We start from the raw sequence: 16,094 nt of genomic DNA on the forward strand, positions 1-16,094 counted from the left end.
CAACGATCAAGGCAACCGGCACAGACGTGGCGGGCGGCTTTGCCGTGACGGACAGTGGCGGGCCGGGCTGAAATGTCGGCTTTGCCCAATCCGCGACCGCGCGAACCTGCGACCAGGGACCGCTAGTCCTTGAAGCGGGGCATGCCGCCGAACTGGCGGTCGCCGGCGTCGCCCAGGCCGGGGACGATGAACGCCTTCTCGTTGAGCCCCTGGTCGATCGACGCGGTCACCAGGCGCAGCGGCAGGCCCGACCGCTCCAGCTTCGCCACGCCCTCCGGAGCCGCCAGCGCGCACACCACGATCATGTCGGTGCAGCCGCGGTCGGCGATCAGCCGGCAGCAGTGCACCAGCGAGCCGCCGGTGGCGAGCATCGGGTCGAGCACCAGTACCGGCTTGCCGGCCAGGTCGGTGGGCAGCGACTCGAGGTAGGCGCGCGGCTCGAACGTCTCCTCGTCGCGGGCCAGTCCCACGAATCCCATCGACGACTCGGGTAGCAGCGCCAACGCCGCGTCGGCCATGCCGAGGCCGGCCCGGAGCACCGGCACGAGGAGCGGCGGGTTGCCGACGCGGGCGCCCGTGGTCGGGCCGACCGGCGTCATGATCGCGTACTCCTCCACCGGGAACAGCCGCGCCGCCTCGTAGACCAGCATGGTGGTCAGTTCGTGCAGCGCCGCCCGGAACGTCGCCGAATCGGTGCGTGCGTCACGCATGTCGGTGAGCCGGGACCGGACCAGGGGATGATCGACCACGAGAACGTCCACGGCGCTCAACCTACTGGACGACCGGCCCGGGAACGGCGTCACCTGGACCGAGGAGCGCAGGGAGCGACGCCGGAAAGGCCCCGGGCCCGCGATCGCGGAGGCGATCGCCAGCAGCACCGTAGACTCCCTCACATGACGGCAACGGTGCCTCCCCTCGCCGACGTCGCCCGGTCCGCGAGCGCGTTGCGGGCGTTCCTGCACGGCCTGCCCGGTGTCGACCAGGTGGGCGCCGAGCAGCGGGCGGCGATGCTCGGTACCCGGTCGATCAAGACGACGTCCAAGGCGTGGGCGCTCGACCTGGCGATCCGCATGGTCGACCTCACCACCCTCGAAGGTGCCGACACGCCCGGCAAGGTCAGGGCGCTCTGCGCGAAGGGCCGGCGGCCCGACCCCACCGATCCTGACTGCCCTCCGGTGGCCGCGATCTGTGTGTACCCGTCCATGGTGGCCACCGCGAAGGAGGCCCTGGAGGGCTCGAAGATCCACATCGCCTCCGTCGCCACGGCGTTCCCGTCGGGCCAGGCTCCGCTCGACATCAAGATCGCCGATACGAAGGCGGCGGTAAGAGACGGTGCCGACGAGATCGACATGGTGATCAACCGGGGTGCGTTCCTCTCCGGCCGCTACCTGGAGGTCTTCGAGGAGATCGCGGCCGTCAAGGAGGCGTGCGGGTCGGCGCACCTGAAGGTCATCCTCGAGACCGGCGAGCTGGCCACCTACGACAACGTGCGCCGCGCGTCCTGGATCGGCATGCTCGCCGGCGGCGACTTCATCAAGACCTCCACCGGCAAGGTCCAGCCGGCCGCGACGCTGCCGGTCACGCTGGTCATGCTCGAGGCGGTGCGCGACTTCAAGGCGCTCACCGGCACCACGATCGGCGTCAAGCCGGCCGGCGGCATCCGTACCGCCAAAGACGCGATCAAGTACCTGGTCATGGTCAACGAGACCGCCGGCGACGAGTGGCTGCACCCCGACCGGTTCCGTTTCGGCGCGTCGACGCTGCTCAACGACCTGCTCATGCAGCGGGCCAAGATGGCCACCGGCCGCTACTCGGGCCCCGACTACGTCACCCTGGACTGATCATGGCCTTTGAGTACGCACCCGCACCCGAGTCGCGCTCGGTCGTCGACCTCCGCGAGTCCTACGGCCTGTTCATCGACGGTGCTTTCCTCGACTCCAAGGGCGGCGAGTCGTTCAAGACCGTCAACCCGGCCACCGAGGAGGTGCTGGCCGAGGTCACGGCGGCGGTGTCCGCCGATGTCGATCTCGCGGTCGCGGCCGCGCGCCGCGCGTTCGAAACGACGTGGGGACCGATGCCAGCGCGCGATCGCGCGAAGTACCTGTTCCGCATCGCCCGCCTGATCCAGGAGCGTTCGCGAGAACTCGCGGTGCTGGAGTCGCTCGACAACGGCAAGCCGATTCGCGAATCGCGCGACGTCGACCTGCCGCTGGTCGCCGCGCATTTCTTCTACTACGCCGGCTGGGCCGACAAGCTCGGGTACGCGGGCTTCGGCCCGGACCCGAAGCCGCTGGGCGTGGCCGCGCAGGTCATCCCGTGGAACTTCCCGCTGCTCATGCTGGCCTGGAAGATCGCGCCGGCGCTCGCCGCCGGCAACACGGTGGTGCTGAAGCCGGCCGAGACCACCCCGCTCACCGCGCTGGTGTTCGCCGAGATCTGCCAGCAGGCGGAGCTGCCGCCGGGCACGGTCAACATCGTCACCGGCGCCGGCGACACCGGGCGGCTGCTGGTCGAGCACCCCGACGTCGACAAGGTCGCGTTCACCGGGTCCACTGAGGTCGGGCGGCAGATCGCGCGGTCGGTCGCGGGGTCGCGCAAGAAGGTGACGCTGGAGCTCGGCGGCAAGGCCGCGAACATCGTGTTCGACGACGCGCCGATCGACCAGGCGGTCGAGGGCATCGTCAACGGGATCTTCTTCAACCAGGGGCACGTGTGCTGCGCCGGGTCGCGGCTGCTCCTGCAGGAGTCGGTCGCCGAGGAGTTCCTGGCGTCGTTGAAGCGGCGCATGGCGCAGCTGCGCGTCGGTGACCCGCTCGACAAGAACACCGACGTCGGCGCGATCAACTCGGCCGCGCAGCTGGCCCGCATCAGAGAGCTGTCGGAGGCCGGGTCGGCCGAGGGCGCGGAGATCTGGTCGCCGCCGTGTGAGCTGCCCGACCGCGGGTTCTGGTTCGCCCCGACGATCTTCACGGGCGTCTCGCAGGCGCATCGCATCGCGCGGGAAGAGATTTTTGGACCGGTGCTGTCGGTGCTCACGTTCCGCACGCCGGCCGAGGCGGTCGAGAAGGCCAACAACACGCCGTACGGCCTGTCGGCCGGCGTGTGGACCGAGAAGGGCTCGCGCATTCTCGCGATGGCCGACAAGCTGCGCGCCGGCGTGGTGTGGGCGAACACGTTCAACAAGTTCGACCCCACGTCGCCGTTCGGCGGCTACAAGGAGTCGGGTTACGGGCGCGAGGGCGGCCGGCACGGGTTGGAGGCCTACCTTGCCTGACAACGTTCGGCTCGCCGTCCGCAAGACCTACAAGCTGTTCATCGGTGGGGCGTTCCCCCGTAGCGAGTCGGGGAGGTCGTACCCGGTGCGGTCGGCGGCTGGCGACTTCGTGGCGAACGCCGCTCTGGCGTCCCGTAAAGATGTCCGCGACGCGGTGCGCGCCGCTCGCGCGGCCTTTCCCGGCTGGGCGAAGGCGACGGCGTACAACCGCGGGCAGATCCTGTACCGCGTGGCCGAGATGCTCGAGGGCCGGCGCGAGCAGTTCGTGGCCTACGGCGTGCCCGCGGCGACCGTCGACGAGGCGATCGACCGCTGGGTCTGGTACGCCGGCTGGTCCGACAAGATCGCGACGGTGTACGGCGGCGCCAACCCGGTCGCCGGGCCGTACTTCAACATCTCGGCACCCGAGCCCACCGGCGTGGTCGGCGTCGTCGCGCCGGCCGACCCGCTGCTCGGGCTGGTGAGCGTGGTGGCGCCGGCGATCGTCACCGGTAACGCGGTGGTCGTGCTGGCCGCGGAGGAGAACCCGCTGCCGGCGGTGACGCTCGCCGAGGTGCTCGCGACCTCCGATCTTCCGGGCGGCGTGGTGAACCTGTTGACGGGTCGCGTCGCCGAGATGGCGCCGTGGCTGGCGTCGCACCTCGACGTCAACGCGCTCGACCTGGCCGGCGTCGACGACCCGGCACTGGCCGCCGACCTGGAGCGCGAGGCCGCCGAGAACCTGAAGCGCGTCCTACGTCCGATGCCTGTCGACTGGGCTTCCGACCCCGGCACCGGCCGGATGACCGCCTTCCTGGAGACCAAGACGGTGTGGCATCCCAAGGGGGTGTAAGCAAGACGGAGGACTGCCGGCTAGGGTGGTCATCGCTTCGTAGCGATGACGTACGCCAACCCGGAGGTCGACGTGGCCCGCCAGCGGTCCGGATCGAGCAATCCCCGCAACTCCCGCGGCCCCCGCGGCGCCCGGCCGGCATCCACCCGGCCGGCGGCGAAGGCCACCGGCAAGCCTCCGGTCGACCCCGTCACCGGCGTCGATCCCGAGGTCGATGCCGCTACCTCCGGTACGGCTGACCCGTCGGCCGCGGTTCCCGGTACGACGGAACCCGACACCTTGGCACCCGCGGCGCCGACCCCGGACCCCGCCGCGACGGCAACCGGACCCGCCGGACCTGTCGCTGGTGCGGAGCCGGTTGGTGCGGAGCCGGCTGGTGCCGAGCCCGCGGGTGCCGAGCCCGCCGACGCGGAGCCGGCAGACGCCGATCCGGCAGACGCCGCCGCGACCGTTGCCGGCCCAGCGACCGCCACCGGCTCGACGGCCGCCACAGGGCCAGCGACCGGCGCGACCACGCCGGCGAAGCGGACTCCGGCGCGGAAGACCACCCCGGCGAAGAAGGCACCGGCGAAGACCGCCAAGGCCACCCCTCCCGCCGTGGGAACGACCATGCCCGCCGCGAAGAGCACGCCCGCCACCAGGAGCACCCCGGCCAAGGCCACTCCGGCGAAGACCACGCCGGCGAAGGCCGCTCCGGCCAGGAGCACGCGCGCCAAGGCGACGCCGGCGGCCGCTGCCGGTTCGGCGGCAACCACCGACGCGACGGCCGTGACCCCGGCCGCCACCACTTCGCCGGCCGCGGCGGCACCTCCCACGAAGGCCGCGCCTCCTGCCAAGGCCGCTCCGGCCAAGAGGACGCCGGCCGCCCGGAAGGCGCCGGTGAAGAAGGCCGCTCCCCCGCCGCCGGTGGCCGAGCCGGTCGTGGCCGACAGCGTCGACGTCGAGCCGGTCGCGGTCGAGCCGATCGAGGTGGAGCCGGTCGACGTGACGCTGGCCGACATCGAGTCGACCACCGAGGAGTCGCCGGCGGAGCTGGCGAAGTCGGCCGCGCCGGAGCCGGCGGGCAAGGAGCCGGAGCCGGTGGGCAAGCCGTCGCTGGGCAAGCGGCCGTCGGTGGTCGAGGCGCCGCCCGAGCTTGACGACGACGAGCCCGAGGACATCGACGACGAGGTGGACGTCGATCCGGTCGAGGCCGACGTCGAGGCCGACGAGGCCGACGAGGCCGAGGTCGACGAAGACGACGACGACGACCCGGAGCTCACCGCGGCCGCGGCCGAGTTCTGGGCCGAGGTCAAGGTCGCGCCGGTCGAGCTGGCCCTTCCCAAGGGCGTCGGCTACACGCTGCGGGCCTACCGCATGTCCGACGAGCTGGCGGCCGTCGAGGTCGACGAGCGTGAGGACGAGTTCGCCGGCTTCCTCGACAAGGACGAGGACGACGACGCCGACGTCGCCGAGGAGGAACTGGTCGCCGCGCTGGGGCTCGAGGCCGGTCCGACCACGCGCGTCAAGAGCAGCCGCGACGACGACCTCGACTACGACGATGACGACGACGAAGACGACGACGAGGACGACGACCTCGACCTCGATGACGGCGAGGACGAAGACGACGACATCGCCGCCAAGTCGGACGACGACGAGGACGACGAAGAAGACGACGACGAGGACGACGACGACGAACCGTCCGCGTCCAAGGACGACGATGACGATGACGACGATGAGGACGAAGACGACGTCGAGGTGAAGCCCGCCGCGGAGGAGGTTCCGGTCTTCCTCGGCCGACGCGGCAAGGTCTACGTCTTCGCCACCGCCGACCACCTGGTCGACTTCGTCAAGAACAGCGACGACCACGACCTCGCCCAGCTCGACACCTGGTCGGACCTGCGCGAACGGATCACCGTCGATCACATCGTTCCCGACCCCGCCGACAAGTACGAGCTGGACCTCGTCGTCGACAACCTTCGTGGCGGAGCCGACTCGCTCGACTACACGCTGTTGATCCAGGCGGGTGAGGTCTCGCGCGACATCGCCTACGCCACGCGGCTGGAGACGGTCATCAGCGCGCTCGGGCCGGGCACGCCGCTCGACGATCTCGACGAGGCGATCCGCAACGCCGACAGCAGGGGCGGAATTCGTGGCTTCTTCGCCCGGCGCAAACTGCGCAAAATCGTGACGCAACAGACGGCGCTAGGATGGCGCACGATAATTGGCAAGATCTCATCGGTCGTGGACTGGCGCGAGTGACCCTTGACCAGGGAGCATCATTCGGTGACCAAAGCATTGCGCCGGAACGGGTGATCGTCAGCAGGGTGGCAACCGTGAATAGTGGCGGTTGACTGGCCCTCCCTGCTGGGTAGGCCTGATGGATGGGGGGACGCATCCATCAGGTTGAGGTAGCTCACGACACCCTGTCCCAGGAGGAGGAGCACGCGGTGACGCTCGTTCGGGTGTACTGCGGACTGGCGTCGGCAGATGGTCCTGCGCTCGCACCGGAGGCGCAGCACTGGTTGACGGTATCCATCGTCGACGACGCCGGCCGGCTACTCGACATCTGCGAAATCACCGACGACCCCGGCGGATACGCCGAGTTGTGCGCCCTGTTCGCCCAGCGCGGCGACGGACCGGCAACGGTTGCCGTCGCTACTGCCAACAACGATCACGCCGTCACCCAGTTACTGACCGCCGCTGGCCGTTACATGGCCTACGCCGGTCCTGACGCGGCCGACGACTTCGCCGAGCGCTTCGCCGACGACGGCTCGCCCGACGAGATCCGCTCCGGCCCGGCCGAGCGCCGGGCGATCGGCCTGGCACGCGCGTTGCAGGCGGGTGTGCTGCAGGCCGTCCCCCAGGCCACGCCGCCGGAGATGTTCAACCTCAAGCCATTGCTCACGGCGCACGCCGCGATCGTCACCGGCCGGCAGCAGGCGGCCGGAACGCTGCGCGAGGTCCTCCGTGAGCTGTACCCGGCCGCGTTGCGCGCCTACGCCGACCCGGCCGAGCCGGTGTCGTTGGCGGTGCTCCAGGCGCTGCCCGAGCCGGGTCAGCTCGTCAACGCCTCCGCCGGGCGGGTGCAGGAGGGCGAGGTCGTCGCCGCACTCGTCGACGCGGGGGTCGCCGAGCGCGAGATTCTCGACGAGGCCGTCACCGCGCTGCGGGTCGCGATCGCGGAGACGCCGCGCCGGGCCGGTGTCACCCGCGCGATGACGTCGGCGGTGGCCGAGACGGTCAAGCAGGCCGTCGCATCGGTCCGCTGCTTCGACGGCGCCAGCGAGGCGCTGGTGGGCGTCATCGCCGACCGCATGGCCCCGCCGGTGCGTCCGGTCGAGCAGCCCGCCTACGAGGCTCCACGGCACCTCGGCAACGGTTTCGGTGCCCCGCCGCTGCGGGTGGTGTCGAACGGCAGCGCGAACGGCAACGGCAACGGCCACTACGGTTCGTCCGCCGACACCGGTGCGTTCCCGTCGATTCCGGCACCGTCGCTTCCGATGCCCTCGGCGCCCGTGTCCGCGGCTCCTGCACCGCCCGCGCCGTACCAGCCGGCCGCGTCGTTCCCGGGCTCCGGCATGATCCAGGTGCCGGCGGCCCGTCCCGACGACGAGCCGGGCCAGGCGACCACCGAGTTGCCGAGCCGGATCCCGATGCCCGAACGTGGACGCACGGCGATCCCGCCGAGCACGCGGCAGAGCCGGCCGGCGCACGGGTCCGACACCACGTCGACGTTCGCGGGCCAACCGGCGCCGTCGTTCGGGTCCGACACCACGTCCACGTTCGCGGGCCAACCGGCCGCGTCGTTCGGGTCCGACAACACCGCCACGTTCGTCGGGCAGACGCCGTCGCCGTTCGGGTCCGACAACACGACGACGTTCGCGGGCCAGCCGGCCGCGTCGTTCGGGTCCGACAACACCACCACGTTCGCCGGGCAGGCGTCGTCGCCGTTCGGATCCGACGTCACCACGACGTTCGCGGCTCAGCCGCCGGCGCACCACCAGCCGTCGCCGCCGATGCCCCGGCTCTCGCCCGAGGTCCACGCGCCCGGCTCCCGCGCCAACTGGCCGCTGGTCGGCGAGGAGGAGCAGAGCGGCTCCTACCCGCTGGTGTCGGGCAACGGCGCCGCCGACGTCCCGCGTCAGCGTGAGGGCCGGGTCAAGCCGCCGTGGCAGTCCGACGACCTGCCGGTCGAGCCGCCGACGCTGCGGCTGGTCGAGCCGGCGCCGCTGGCCGATCCCGCGCTGTCGACCGAACGTTCCGTGGGCGGCCTCGACAGTGACCGGTTCGACCCGCCGACGCTGCGGCTCGTGCCGTCGGGGCCGGAGCCGGCCAGCCGGCACAGCAGGCACGTCACGGCGAGCGGCAGTGCCGTCGTGGTCGACCCCCTCGGTGAGGCGCCGGTCGAGATCAACGCCGGTGACGACGATCTGCTGATCTTTGCGGAGTGCCGGTCGGCCTGGTTCATCGACGGCAACGAGTCGGAGGAAGAGGTCGAGTGGGTCACCGCGGCCGACACGGGTTGGGAGGCCGCTTCCCAGGCCGCCCGGCCGGCGGTCGGCGCCGAGACCAGCGCCGGACTGCCCCGCCGGGTGCCGCAACGCAACCTGGTGCCGGGTTCCGCCCAGCAGACCGCCGAAGCCGAGCCCGACCCGCGCCCGCTGCGCATCGTGCGTGACGCGGCCTCGATCGCCGCGCACACCGGTGCCTACTTCAACGGCTACCGGCGCGGCCAGGAGGTCGGCGGGTTCTCCGTCGGCGGCCGTCCGGGACGCGAGTCGTCGGTCGGCTGGGACTTCAGCCGTGACGCGGCGGGCGACGAGGAGTTCGCGCCCGCCACCGACTACGGCTACCGCTCCGCGCGGCGCTAGGCATTTCCGAGAGGCGTTGGGCACGCAGGCATAGGACGGCCACCGGGGCTTCCGGTGGCCGTCCTGATCCTGCTGTGTGCCGCGATCGCCAACATGCCGCGGTCGCAGCGGGGACGGGCGATCACGGTCAGCGTGGGCCTCCTGCTGGGTGCCTACGGCCTCGTGCACGCCGGCGGCGGCCTGACCGACCTGCACTTCCACTTCTTCGTCGTGCTGGCTCTGGTGGGTCTCTACCAGGACTGGCTGCCGTTCGCCGTCGCGGTGTCGACCGTGGCCTTCCACCACCTCGTGGTCGGGCTGATCGCGCCGGATCAGGTCTTCTCCGACCCGCGCGCGCAGGCGAACCCGTTCTTCTGTGCGCTGCTGCACGCCGCGTTCGTGCTCGGCATGTGCGCCGCCCAGGTGGTCTTCTGGCGGTTCGCCGCCCAGGCCCAGGCGGAGTCCGACCGCATCCAGGCGGAGACGACGGAACGGGCCGAGCGGGCGTTGCGGGAGGCGGCAGACAGCGCCGACGAACGCGAGGCCGACGCGGCCCGGTCGGCGGCCAGCGAGGTGGAGCGCAGCACCGAACTGGCGCGGGAACTGGAGCAGGTCCTGGCCCGGGTGGCCGCCACCGGCGACCGGCTCGGGTCGGAGGCCGGCGAGGCACTGCTCACGTTCGAGACGGCCATCAGCGACGCCGGCACCACGGTCGACAACGGCACCGCCGAGATCAACTCGGCCATGTCGACCGCGAACCAGGCCGTCGAGGCGATCGGTCACGTCGGCACCGCGATCGCCGACATCTCCACGATCGCCGGTCTGATCCAGGCCGTGGCCGACCAGACCAACCTGCTGGCGCTCAACGCCACCATCGAGGCGGCGCGGGCCGGCGACATCGGCAAGGGCTTCGCCGTCGTGGCCGGAGAGGTCAAGGAGCTGGCGTCGCAGACGGCCAGTGCCACCGCCCGCATCGAGAGCACCGTGGAGGACGTGAAGGCCCAGGCGTCGAACGTCACCGCCGCGGTGCGTGAGGTCGCCGAACGGCTCGCGTCGGTGACGTCGCTCCAGGAGCACATCCGGCAGGTCATGCAGGAGCAGAGCGAGACGACGTCCCGCACCCGCCAGCTCGTGATGTCCGCGGCTGAACCGGTCTCCGCGGCCGGCGCCTCCGCCCCGGGTCGGCATTGATCGTCGCTTGCTAGCCGGCAACTACTCAGCGTGACCTGGCCGGACAGCAAACGACGCGGACCCGGAGAGGATGGGCCCGCGTCGTCGGAAGCCGGCTAGGCCGGAGCGGCGGCCCTCGAGCGGCGCATCGAGAGCACGTACTCGACCAGCGAGATCAGCACCTGCTTGGTCGACTCACGGCTACGCGCGTCGCACGGCACCACCGGGACGTCGGGCGACACCGCGAGGGCCTCCCGCACGTCGTCGGCGTTGTGGTACTGCACGCCGTCGAAGCAGTTGATCGCCACCAGGTACGGCAGCCGCCGGTGCTCGAAGAAGTCGATCGCGGCGAAGCAGTCGGCGAGCCGCCGGGTGTCGACCATGACGACCGCGCCGATGGCGCCCCGCACGAGCTCGTCCCACATGAACCAGAACCGGGTCTGGCCGGGGGTACCGAACAGGTACAGGATCAGGTCGCGGTCGATGCTGATACGGCCGAAGTCCATGGCGACCGTCGTCGTCAGCTTGCCCGGCACCTGACGGGTGTCGTCGACCCCGACGCCGGCCGAGGTCATGATGGCCTCGGTCGTCAGCGGAGTGATCTCCGAGACCGAGCCCACAAGCGTGGTCTTACCCACACCGAACCCTCCGGCGATGACGATCTTCGCCGACGTGACCCGCCCGGAGGCCGGGCGAGCCATGTTAGAGCCTCCGAAGTCCACTGAGCACCCTCTCCAGCAATTCCGTGCCCACCGCCTCGTTGTCGTCCAACGAGGTCGGCTCATGTACCGAGACCAGGCCATCCGCCGCCATGTCGGCGACGAGCACCCTGGCCACCCCGAGGGGCAGATGGAGCCGGGCGGAGATCTCCGCCAGCGACTGGACGCGACTCTCACACATCGTCGCGATCTGCTGCTGCTCCTGACCGTGACCCCCGCCCGGGCGGGAGTGGGCGGTTCGCCCACGCACCGTCGTCTCGATCAACGCCTCGATGGCGATGTCGACCTTCGGCCGGGTACGGCCCCGGGTGACGGCGTACGGACGCACGAGGGCGCCCGTAGGCTCATCACGTTCAGCCATGTCGCCGTTCACCTCCCCACCAGCCCCGATCGTGGTAGTCAATGTGTGCCGCTCAGCCCATCATGGACGCGGCCGGGCGCGGCGCTGGCGTCAGCGCGTCACCCACCCGGTCCACCAGCAGCGCCATCTCGTACCCGACCTGGCCGACGTCACACGCCCGGGCGGCGAGCACCGCGAACGAGGATCCGTCGGAGATGGACATCAGGAACAGGAACCCGTTGTCCATCTCGACGACCGTCTGCAGCACCGCTCCGCCTTCGAAGCAGCGGGACGCGCCCTGGGTCAGGCTGACCAGGCCCGAGGAGATCGCGGCGAGCTGGTCGGCCCGGTCGCGGGGCAGGTCTCGCGACGAGGCCAGCAGCAGCCCGTCTGCCGAAACCGCGACCGCGTGGGCCACACCGGGCACCCGATCAGCGAAGTTGGCGAGGAGCCAACCGAGGTCCTGCGTCGATGTCATGCTTCGCGCTCCTTGCCCTGCGGATTAGAAGGCCCGGCCTGCGTTGGTTGCGGGGTTCGTGAGTCGGTGGACGAAGGACTCTGGCTGCGTCCCCGCTGGACCCCGCGGTGATACGCGGAGAGCAGGCCACGCACTGCTTCCGGGGTACGCCGATGCGACGCCGTCGTCGCCCGCTCGACGCCACCCGGCACGAGCTGCGACATGGGCACCCGCTTCGGCAGCCCGCCTTCGGTCAAGTTGAAGTCCCGATCCTGCCCCAGCGCCTCTGCCGCACGCCATCCGTCGTCGGCGGCTGTACGCCAGGTTACCGACTCACCGGGCGTCAACCTATCGCCAGGCGCCGATGCGGGATCGGCGGGCGGGGTGTAGGCCGCGGCGGCGGGTGCCGGCGTCCGCGGCGGAAGCGGCGACGACGGCGTACGCGGCGGCAACGGTGAAGATGCCGGCGCGCCCGCGGGCGGCGGCGACCACGGCGCTCCGGTCGGCATCGCCGCCGGGCCGGTGGCCGGACGCGGACCCGCGGGACCGGTCGCCGGACGCGGAGCCGCCGGACCCGTGGCCGGACGCGGAGCCGTGGGACCCGTGGCCGGCGCACCCGACACGGGCGGGCCGGACGCCGGACGCGTGGGCGCCGACGGACCGGACTCCGGGCGGGCCGGCGCGGCACCGTTCGGCGCCTCGGACCCGGCCGGAGCCGAGCCGTTGGAGCCGTTGGTGAGCGCACGCATCGGCGACGGGCGACGGGTGCGGAACCAGGCCGACTCCACGTCACGGAAGATCGGCGGAAGCTCCATCGTCTGATCGGGACGCGGGAGCGCGGCCAGGTCGTCTACGGCCGAGCCGGGCTGCCCGTTCGACGCCGGCGCCGGGGGCGCCCAGTCGTCGCGGACCCGCGGGATCTCGGCCGTCATGTCGAGCGCGGGCGAGTAGCCGCTGTCGGACCGGTCGGCCGGCCGCTCCGGCGCACTCGGCGTCGGCGTGCCCTGTACCGGCATGTTCTGGGGCGGCCTGCCCTGCGGCGGCATGTTCCGCGGCGGCGCCGGGGACACGGGAGCCGACGGCGCGCTGGCGGCCGGAGCGCTGGGAACCGGCGGCGTCGGCGCACCGGGCGCCGGCGGCCAGGCCGGAGGCGCCGGCTGACCCGACACGGGCTGGTCGGGCCGGCCCGAAGTCGGACGGGTCGGCAACCCGGCGGGACCGGTCGGGCCGCCAGCCGGCGGACCGCTGTTCGGGATCGCCGGGGTGGCCGGACGCGTCGGAAGCCCGCCCGGACCGGACGCGGGCGCGCCGCTGGTCGGGATGGCCGGGGTTCCCGGCGTCGTCGGACGGGTCGGCAGCCCACCGGGGCCGGACATGGCCGGACCGCTCGCCGGAGCCGCCGGCGTCGTCGGACGCGTGGGCAGCCCACCGGGGCCCGACACCTGCGGACCGCCGGCCGGTGAGGCCGAGGTCGGACGCGTCGGCAGACCCGCGGACTGCGCGCCCGAGGGCTGCATGCCCGAAACCTGCGGCGGAGCGTCGGCCGGCCGCTGACGCGGGATCGACCCACCGTCGGACGGCTCGGAGTCGCCCGGACGCCGCTGCTGCCCAGGCTCCTGCCCACCGGGGCCGTGCGAGCCGTTCCCGTTGCCCACGGAGGACGCACCGGTGAGGTCGGACCACGGCGGAAGGCCGCCACGGCCACCACTCGGCCGGCCGGGACCGGTAGGACCGGCCGCCGGACCGGTGGGAGGACCACCGGCACCGCTCAGCGCGGGACGACCGAACCCGGACGACGACGGCGGCTGGCCCTGGTCGAACGCCGACGGCGACTGGCCGAAGGCGCTCGCCGGCGGCTGCGCGCCGGGGATGCCCGGCGACGTCGGACGCAGCGCCGACGGCGGGCTCGGGTTGCGGGTCGGCGTGGTCGGGTTGGTCGGCGAGAACGCCGGACCCGACGCGAACGCCGACGGCGTGCGCTCCCGCGACGGACCGGGCCGGTCGCCACCCTCGAGGGCGAGCGTGGACGGCATGCCCATCGCCGGACGCGACGGCGGCGACTGGAGCGACCGCTCGGACCCGGCGCCGACCACCGGAAGCTCGCCGGTGTTCCGGCCGGCGGCGAGCCGCTGAACCAGGACGCTGGCGGGCAGGGTGATGTCGGCGACCGTGCCGCGCTCGCGGGCCGCGCGCAGTTCGACGCGCACCCCGTGGCGGGCGGCCAGCCGCGCGACCACGACCAGGCCCATCATCCGGGAGACGGCCACGTCGACGGCGGGCGGGTTGGACAGCTTCTCGTTGAGCTCACGCAGCTGGTCGGGCGAGATGCCGATGCCGCGGTCCTCCACGAGGAGCACGCACCGCTCGCCGACCCGGCGAGCCTCCACGACCACCGCCGAGTCGGGCGGCGAGAACGCGGTGGCGTTGTCGAGCAGCTCGGCGACCAGGTGCACCATGTCGTTCACCGAGTGGGCGGCGATCTCGACGTCGCGGTCGATCATGCCGAACTCGATGCGCGTGTAGTGCTCCACCTCGGACTGGGCGGCGCGCAGCACGTCCATGAGCGGGGCCGGCTCGCGCTGCACGCGCGAGGAGTCGGCGCCGGCGAGAACCAGGAGGTTCTCGTCGTTTCGCCGCATTCGGGTGGCGAGGTGGTCGAGCTGGAACAGCTCGGCCAGCCGGTCGGGGTCTTCCTCGCCACGCTCGAGGCGGTCGAGGTGACCGATGAGCCGGTCGACCAGGATCTGCGAACGACGCGCCAGGTTGACGAACATCGTCGCGACGGAGGCCCGCAGCTGGGCCTGCTCGGCGGCGGTTCGCACGGCTTCCAGGTGGACCGCGTTGAACGCCTCGGTGACCTGCCCGAACTCGTCGCGGCTGCGGACCGGCAGGGGTTCCGCGATCTGCTTCGCGATGTGGTCGGGCGTGGCCTGGATGGCCAGTGACGGCTCACGCAGCCGGGCGACGGCCTGCGGCAGGCCGTACTGGGCGACGGTGAGCGCGCCGTGGCGCAGCTCACGCAGCGACCGGGCCATCGAGCGGGCCACCAACCAGGCGAACAGGATCGCCAGCAGCAGCATGCTCAGCAGCAGACCGGTCTGCACGAGAACCGTCTGGCGGAGGTCGTCGCGGATGCCGGTCGCGGTGATCACGACCCGCTCGTCGAGGGTCAGTTCGACCTGGCGGAGCAGGTTCACCTCGGTGGCGATCGCGGAGTCCCACTCGGGCGCGTTGAAGTCGAGCTGCGAGCCGTTGTTGGTGCCGACGCTCGCGATCTTGCCCTGGAACCCGAAGGCCTTCCGCAGGTCGCTACCGGTGAGCGTCTGGTCGAGCAGGTCGCTCTCGGCCGGGGTCGCCGTCGCGGAGAACCGGACGGCCGCCGCGTTCTCGGCGGCGAGCGCGTTGTCGAACTCCCGGCGCAGCGCGAGCGTGAGACCGGTGCCGTTGGCCGTCTGGCTGGACAGCACCCGCAGGATGACGATCCGCTGCTCGTTGATCGCGGACTTGCGGTCGCTGATCGCGGCCGCGGCCTGCTGCGACGTGCTCAGCTCGGGGTCGTTGGTGAGCCGGATCGCGATCTCGCGCACCTGGACCAGGTCGGCGATGATCACCCGGTACCGGAAGGCGATGTCGGACATCGACAGCTCGGTGACCGCCTTGACCTGCTCACGCAGCCGGGAGAGGTCGCCGATCGTGCGGTCGGCCTCGTTGATGGCGACCTGCGCCGATCCACCGAGGTCGCCGACGGCGCGCCTGCTCTGCCGGTACTGCGACACGGCGTTGTCGGTCTGCGGGATCTGCTTGTTGAACGTCTCCTGCGGGGTACCCCGCGTCTCGGCCGGAGACCCCACGAAGAGGACGCCCGCCGCGCGCTCGCTCTGCAGTTCCTGGATGACCGCGCCGGCCTGCATGGAGAGGCGGGCGAGGGTGCGGGTGCGGTCGGCGTCGTTGGCGGCCGAGATGTTCTCGACCAGACCTGTCGTACCGACGACGATCGTGGCGATGGTCGGCACGATCATGATCAGACCGAGTTTCGACCAGATCGGCAGGTCGCGGAGGCGGCCTACCGGCTTGCGCAGACGCGAGAACTTGGAGCCCTCCGTCATTGGCCGTTCGCTCACCTCACCGCCCTTCCGTAACGGGACCCGCACTGTGGGCACCCGCGACCGTCCGACCCGATCGGGCCGAACCTCCGAGATTCCACCATGTCCCGTCCGCCAAAGAAAGCCCGTGCAGGGCTCGATCGCATTTGCGGAAAGACGGTCCGACCGAGCGAACCATCACCGTTTGGCCGTTTTGCTCCGTATTGAAGGCCGGCGAATCGTCCCAAACATCCCACTGCAAAGTCCTTAAATTGGACCAAAGCCCCATCCTGCCCGGCACCCTGCGTGAAGAACCGGCCGACCGGCCGATGCCGGACCCGCCGTATGTTGGCGCGATCCAACCGCCTCGGTGTGGACAAAATGTGCG

The 16,094-nt window shown here is 71.8% G+C and carries 11 protein-coding genes; 6 read left to right on the plus strand and 5 right to left on the minus strand.

From position 1 onward, the window contains the following. Positions 1-122: 122 nt before the first annotated feature. Positions 123-761, minus strand: a complete 639-nt coding sequence (gene upp / locus Voc01_RS26240) for a uracil phosphoribosyltransferase (RefSeq protein ID WP_203930218.1) — start codon at positions 759-761, stop codon at positions 123-125. 132 nt (positions 762-893) lie between these two features. On the opposite strand from upp, the gene deoC reads away from it, so the two are divergent. The 6 genes from deoC to Voc01_RS26270 all read left to right on the plus strand — a co-directional run bounded on the left by deoC (position 894) and on the right by Voc01_RS26270 (position 10,129). Beyond that, positions 894-1,841: a deoxyribose-phosphate aldolase gene (gene deoC / locus Voc01_RS26245; protein WP_203930219.1), complete on the plus strand. Its 948-nt coding sequence runs from the start codon at positions 894-896 to the stop codon at positions 1,839-1,841. Between the two features lie 2 nt (positions 1,842-1,843). After that, positions 1,844-3,274: an aldehyde dehydrogenase family protein gene (locus tag Voc01_RS26250; protein WP_203930220.1), complete on the plus strand. Its 1,431-nt coding sequence runs from the start codon at positions 1,844-1,846 to the stop codon at positions 3,272-3,274. Next, the gene (locus Voc01_RS26255; RefSeq protein WP_203930221.1) at positions 3,267-4,106 is read left to right on the plus strand and encodes an aldehyde dehydrogenase family protein; all 840 of its coding nucleotides are present in this window, start codon (positions 3,267-3,269) and stop codon (positions 4,104-4,106) included. Before Voc01_RS26250 ends, Voc01_RS26255 begins: the two co-directional genes overlap by 8 nt. A 45-nt stretch (positions 4,107-4,151) precedes the next feature. Further along, positions 4,152-6,347: a SatS C-terminal domain-containing protein gene (locus Voc01_RS26260; protein ID WP_203930222.1), complete on the plus strand. Its 2,196-nt coding sequence runs from the start codon at positions 4,152-4,154 to the stop codon at positions 6,345-6,347. A 188-nt stretch (positions 6,348-6,535) separates the two neighbouring features. Then, complete coding sequence (locus Voc01_RS26265; protein ID WP_445009830.1) at positions 6,536-8,959, plus strand: nucleoporin FG repeat-containing protein; 2,424 nt, start codon at positions 6,536-6,538, stop codon at positions 8,957-8,959. 54 nt (positions 8,960-9,013) lie between these two features. Next, the gene (locus Voc01_RS26270; protein WP_203930223.1) at positions 9,014-10,129 is read left to right on the plus strand and encodes a methyl-accepting chemotaxis protein; all 1,116 of its coding nucleotides are present in this window, start codon (positions 9,014-9,016) and stop codon (positions 10,127-10,129) included. A 95-nt stretch (positions 10,130-10,224) separates the two neighbouring features. Here the strand turns inward: Voc01_RS26270 and Voc01_RS26275 are convergent, their stop codons facing one another. Genes Voc01_RS26275 through Voc01_RS26290 form a run of 4 tightly spaced genes read right to left on the minus strand, consistent with a single transcriptional unit; the run spans position 10,225 to position 15,745 of the window. Then, positions 10,225-10,809 carry a GTP-binding protein gene (locus tag Voc01_RS26275; RefSeq protein ID WP_203930224.1) on the minus strand — a complete coding sequence of 195 codons (585 nt, stop codon included), beginning with the start codon at positions 10,807-10,809 and terminating at the stop codon, positions 10,225-10,227. A gap of 1 nt (position 10,810) precedes the next feature. Then, positions 10,811-11,188: a DUF742 domain-containing protein gene (locus Voc01_RS26280; protein ID WP_203930236.1), complete on the minus strand. Its 378-nt coding sequence runs from the start codon at positions 11,186-11,188 to the stop codon at positions 10,811-10,813. Between the two features lie 52 nt (positions 11,189-11,240). Beyond that, positions 11,241-11,645 (minus strand): roadblock/LC7 domain-containing protein, encoded by a 405-nt coding sequence (locus tag Voc01_RS26285; RefSeq protein ID WP_203930225.1) that lies wholly within the window; start codon positions 11,643-11,645, stop codon positions 11,241-11,243. Beyond that, positions 11,642-15,745, minus strand: a complete 4,104-nt coding sequence (locus tag Voc01_RS26290; RefSeq protein WP_203930226.1) for a sensor histidine kinase — start codon at positions 15,743-15,745, stop codon at positions 11,642-11,644. Before Voc01_RS26290 ends, Voc01_RS26285 begins: the two co-directional genes overlap by 4 nt. Positions 15,746-16,094 lie beyond the last annotated feature (349 nt).

It is taken from the genome of Virgisporangium ochraceum (assembly GCF_016863655.1).
In the GTDB taxonomy this organism is placed as follows: Bacteria; Actinomycetota; Actinomycetes; order Mycobacteriales; family Micromonosporaceae; genus Virgisporangium; species Virgisporangium ochraceum.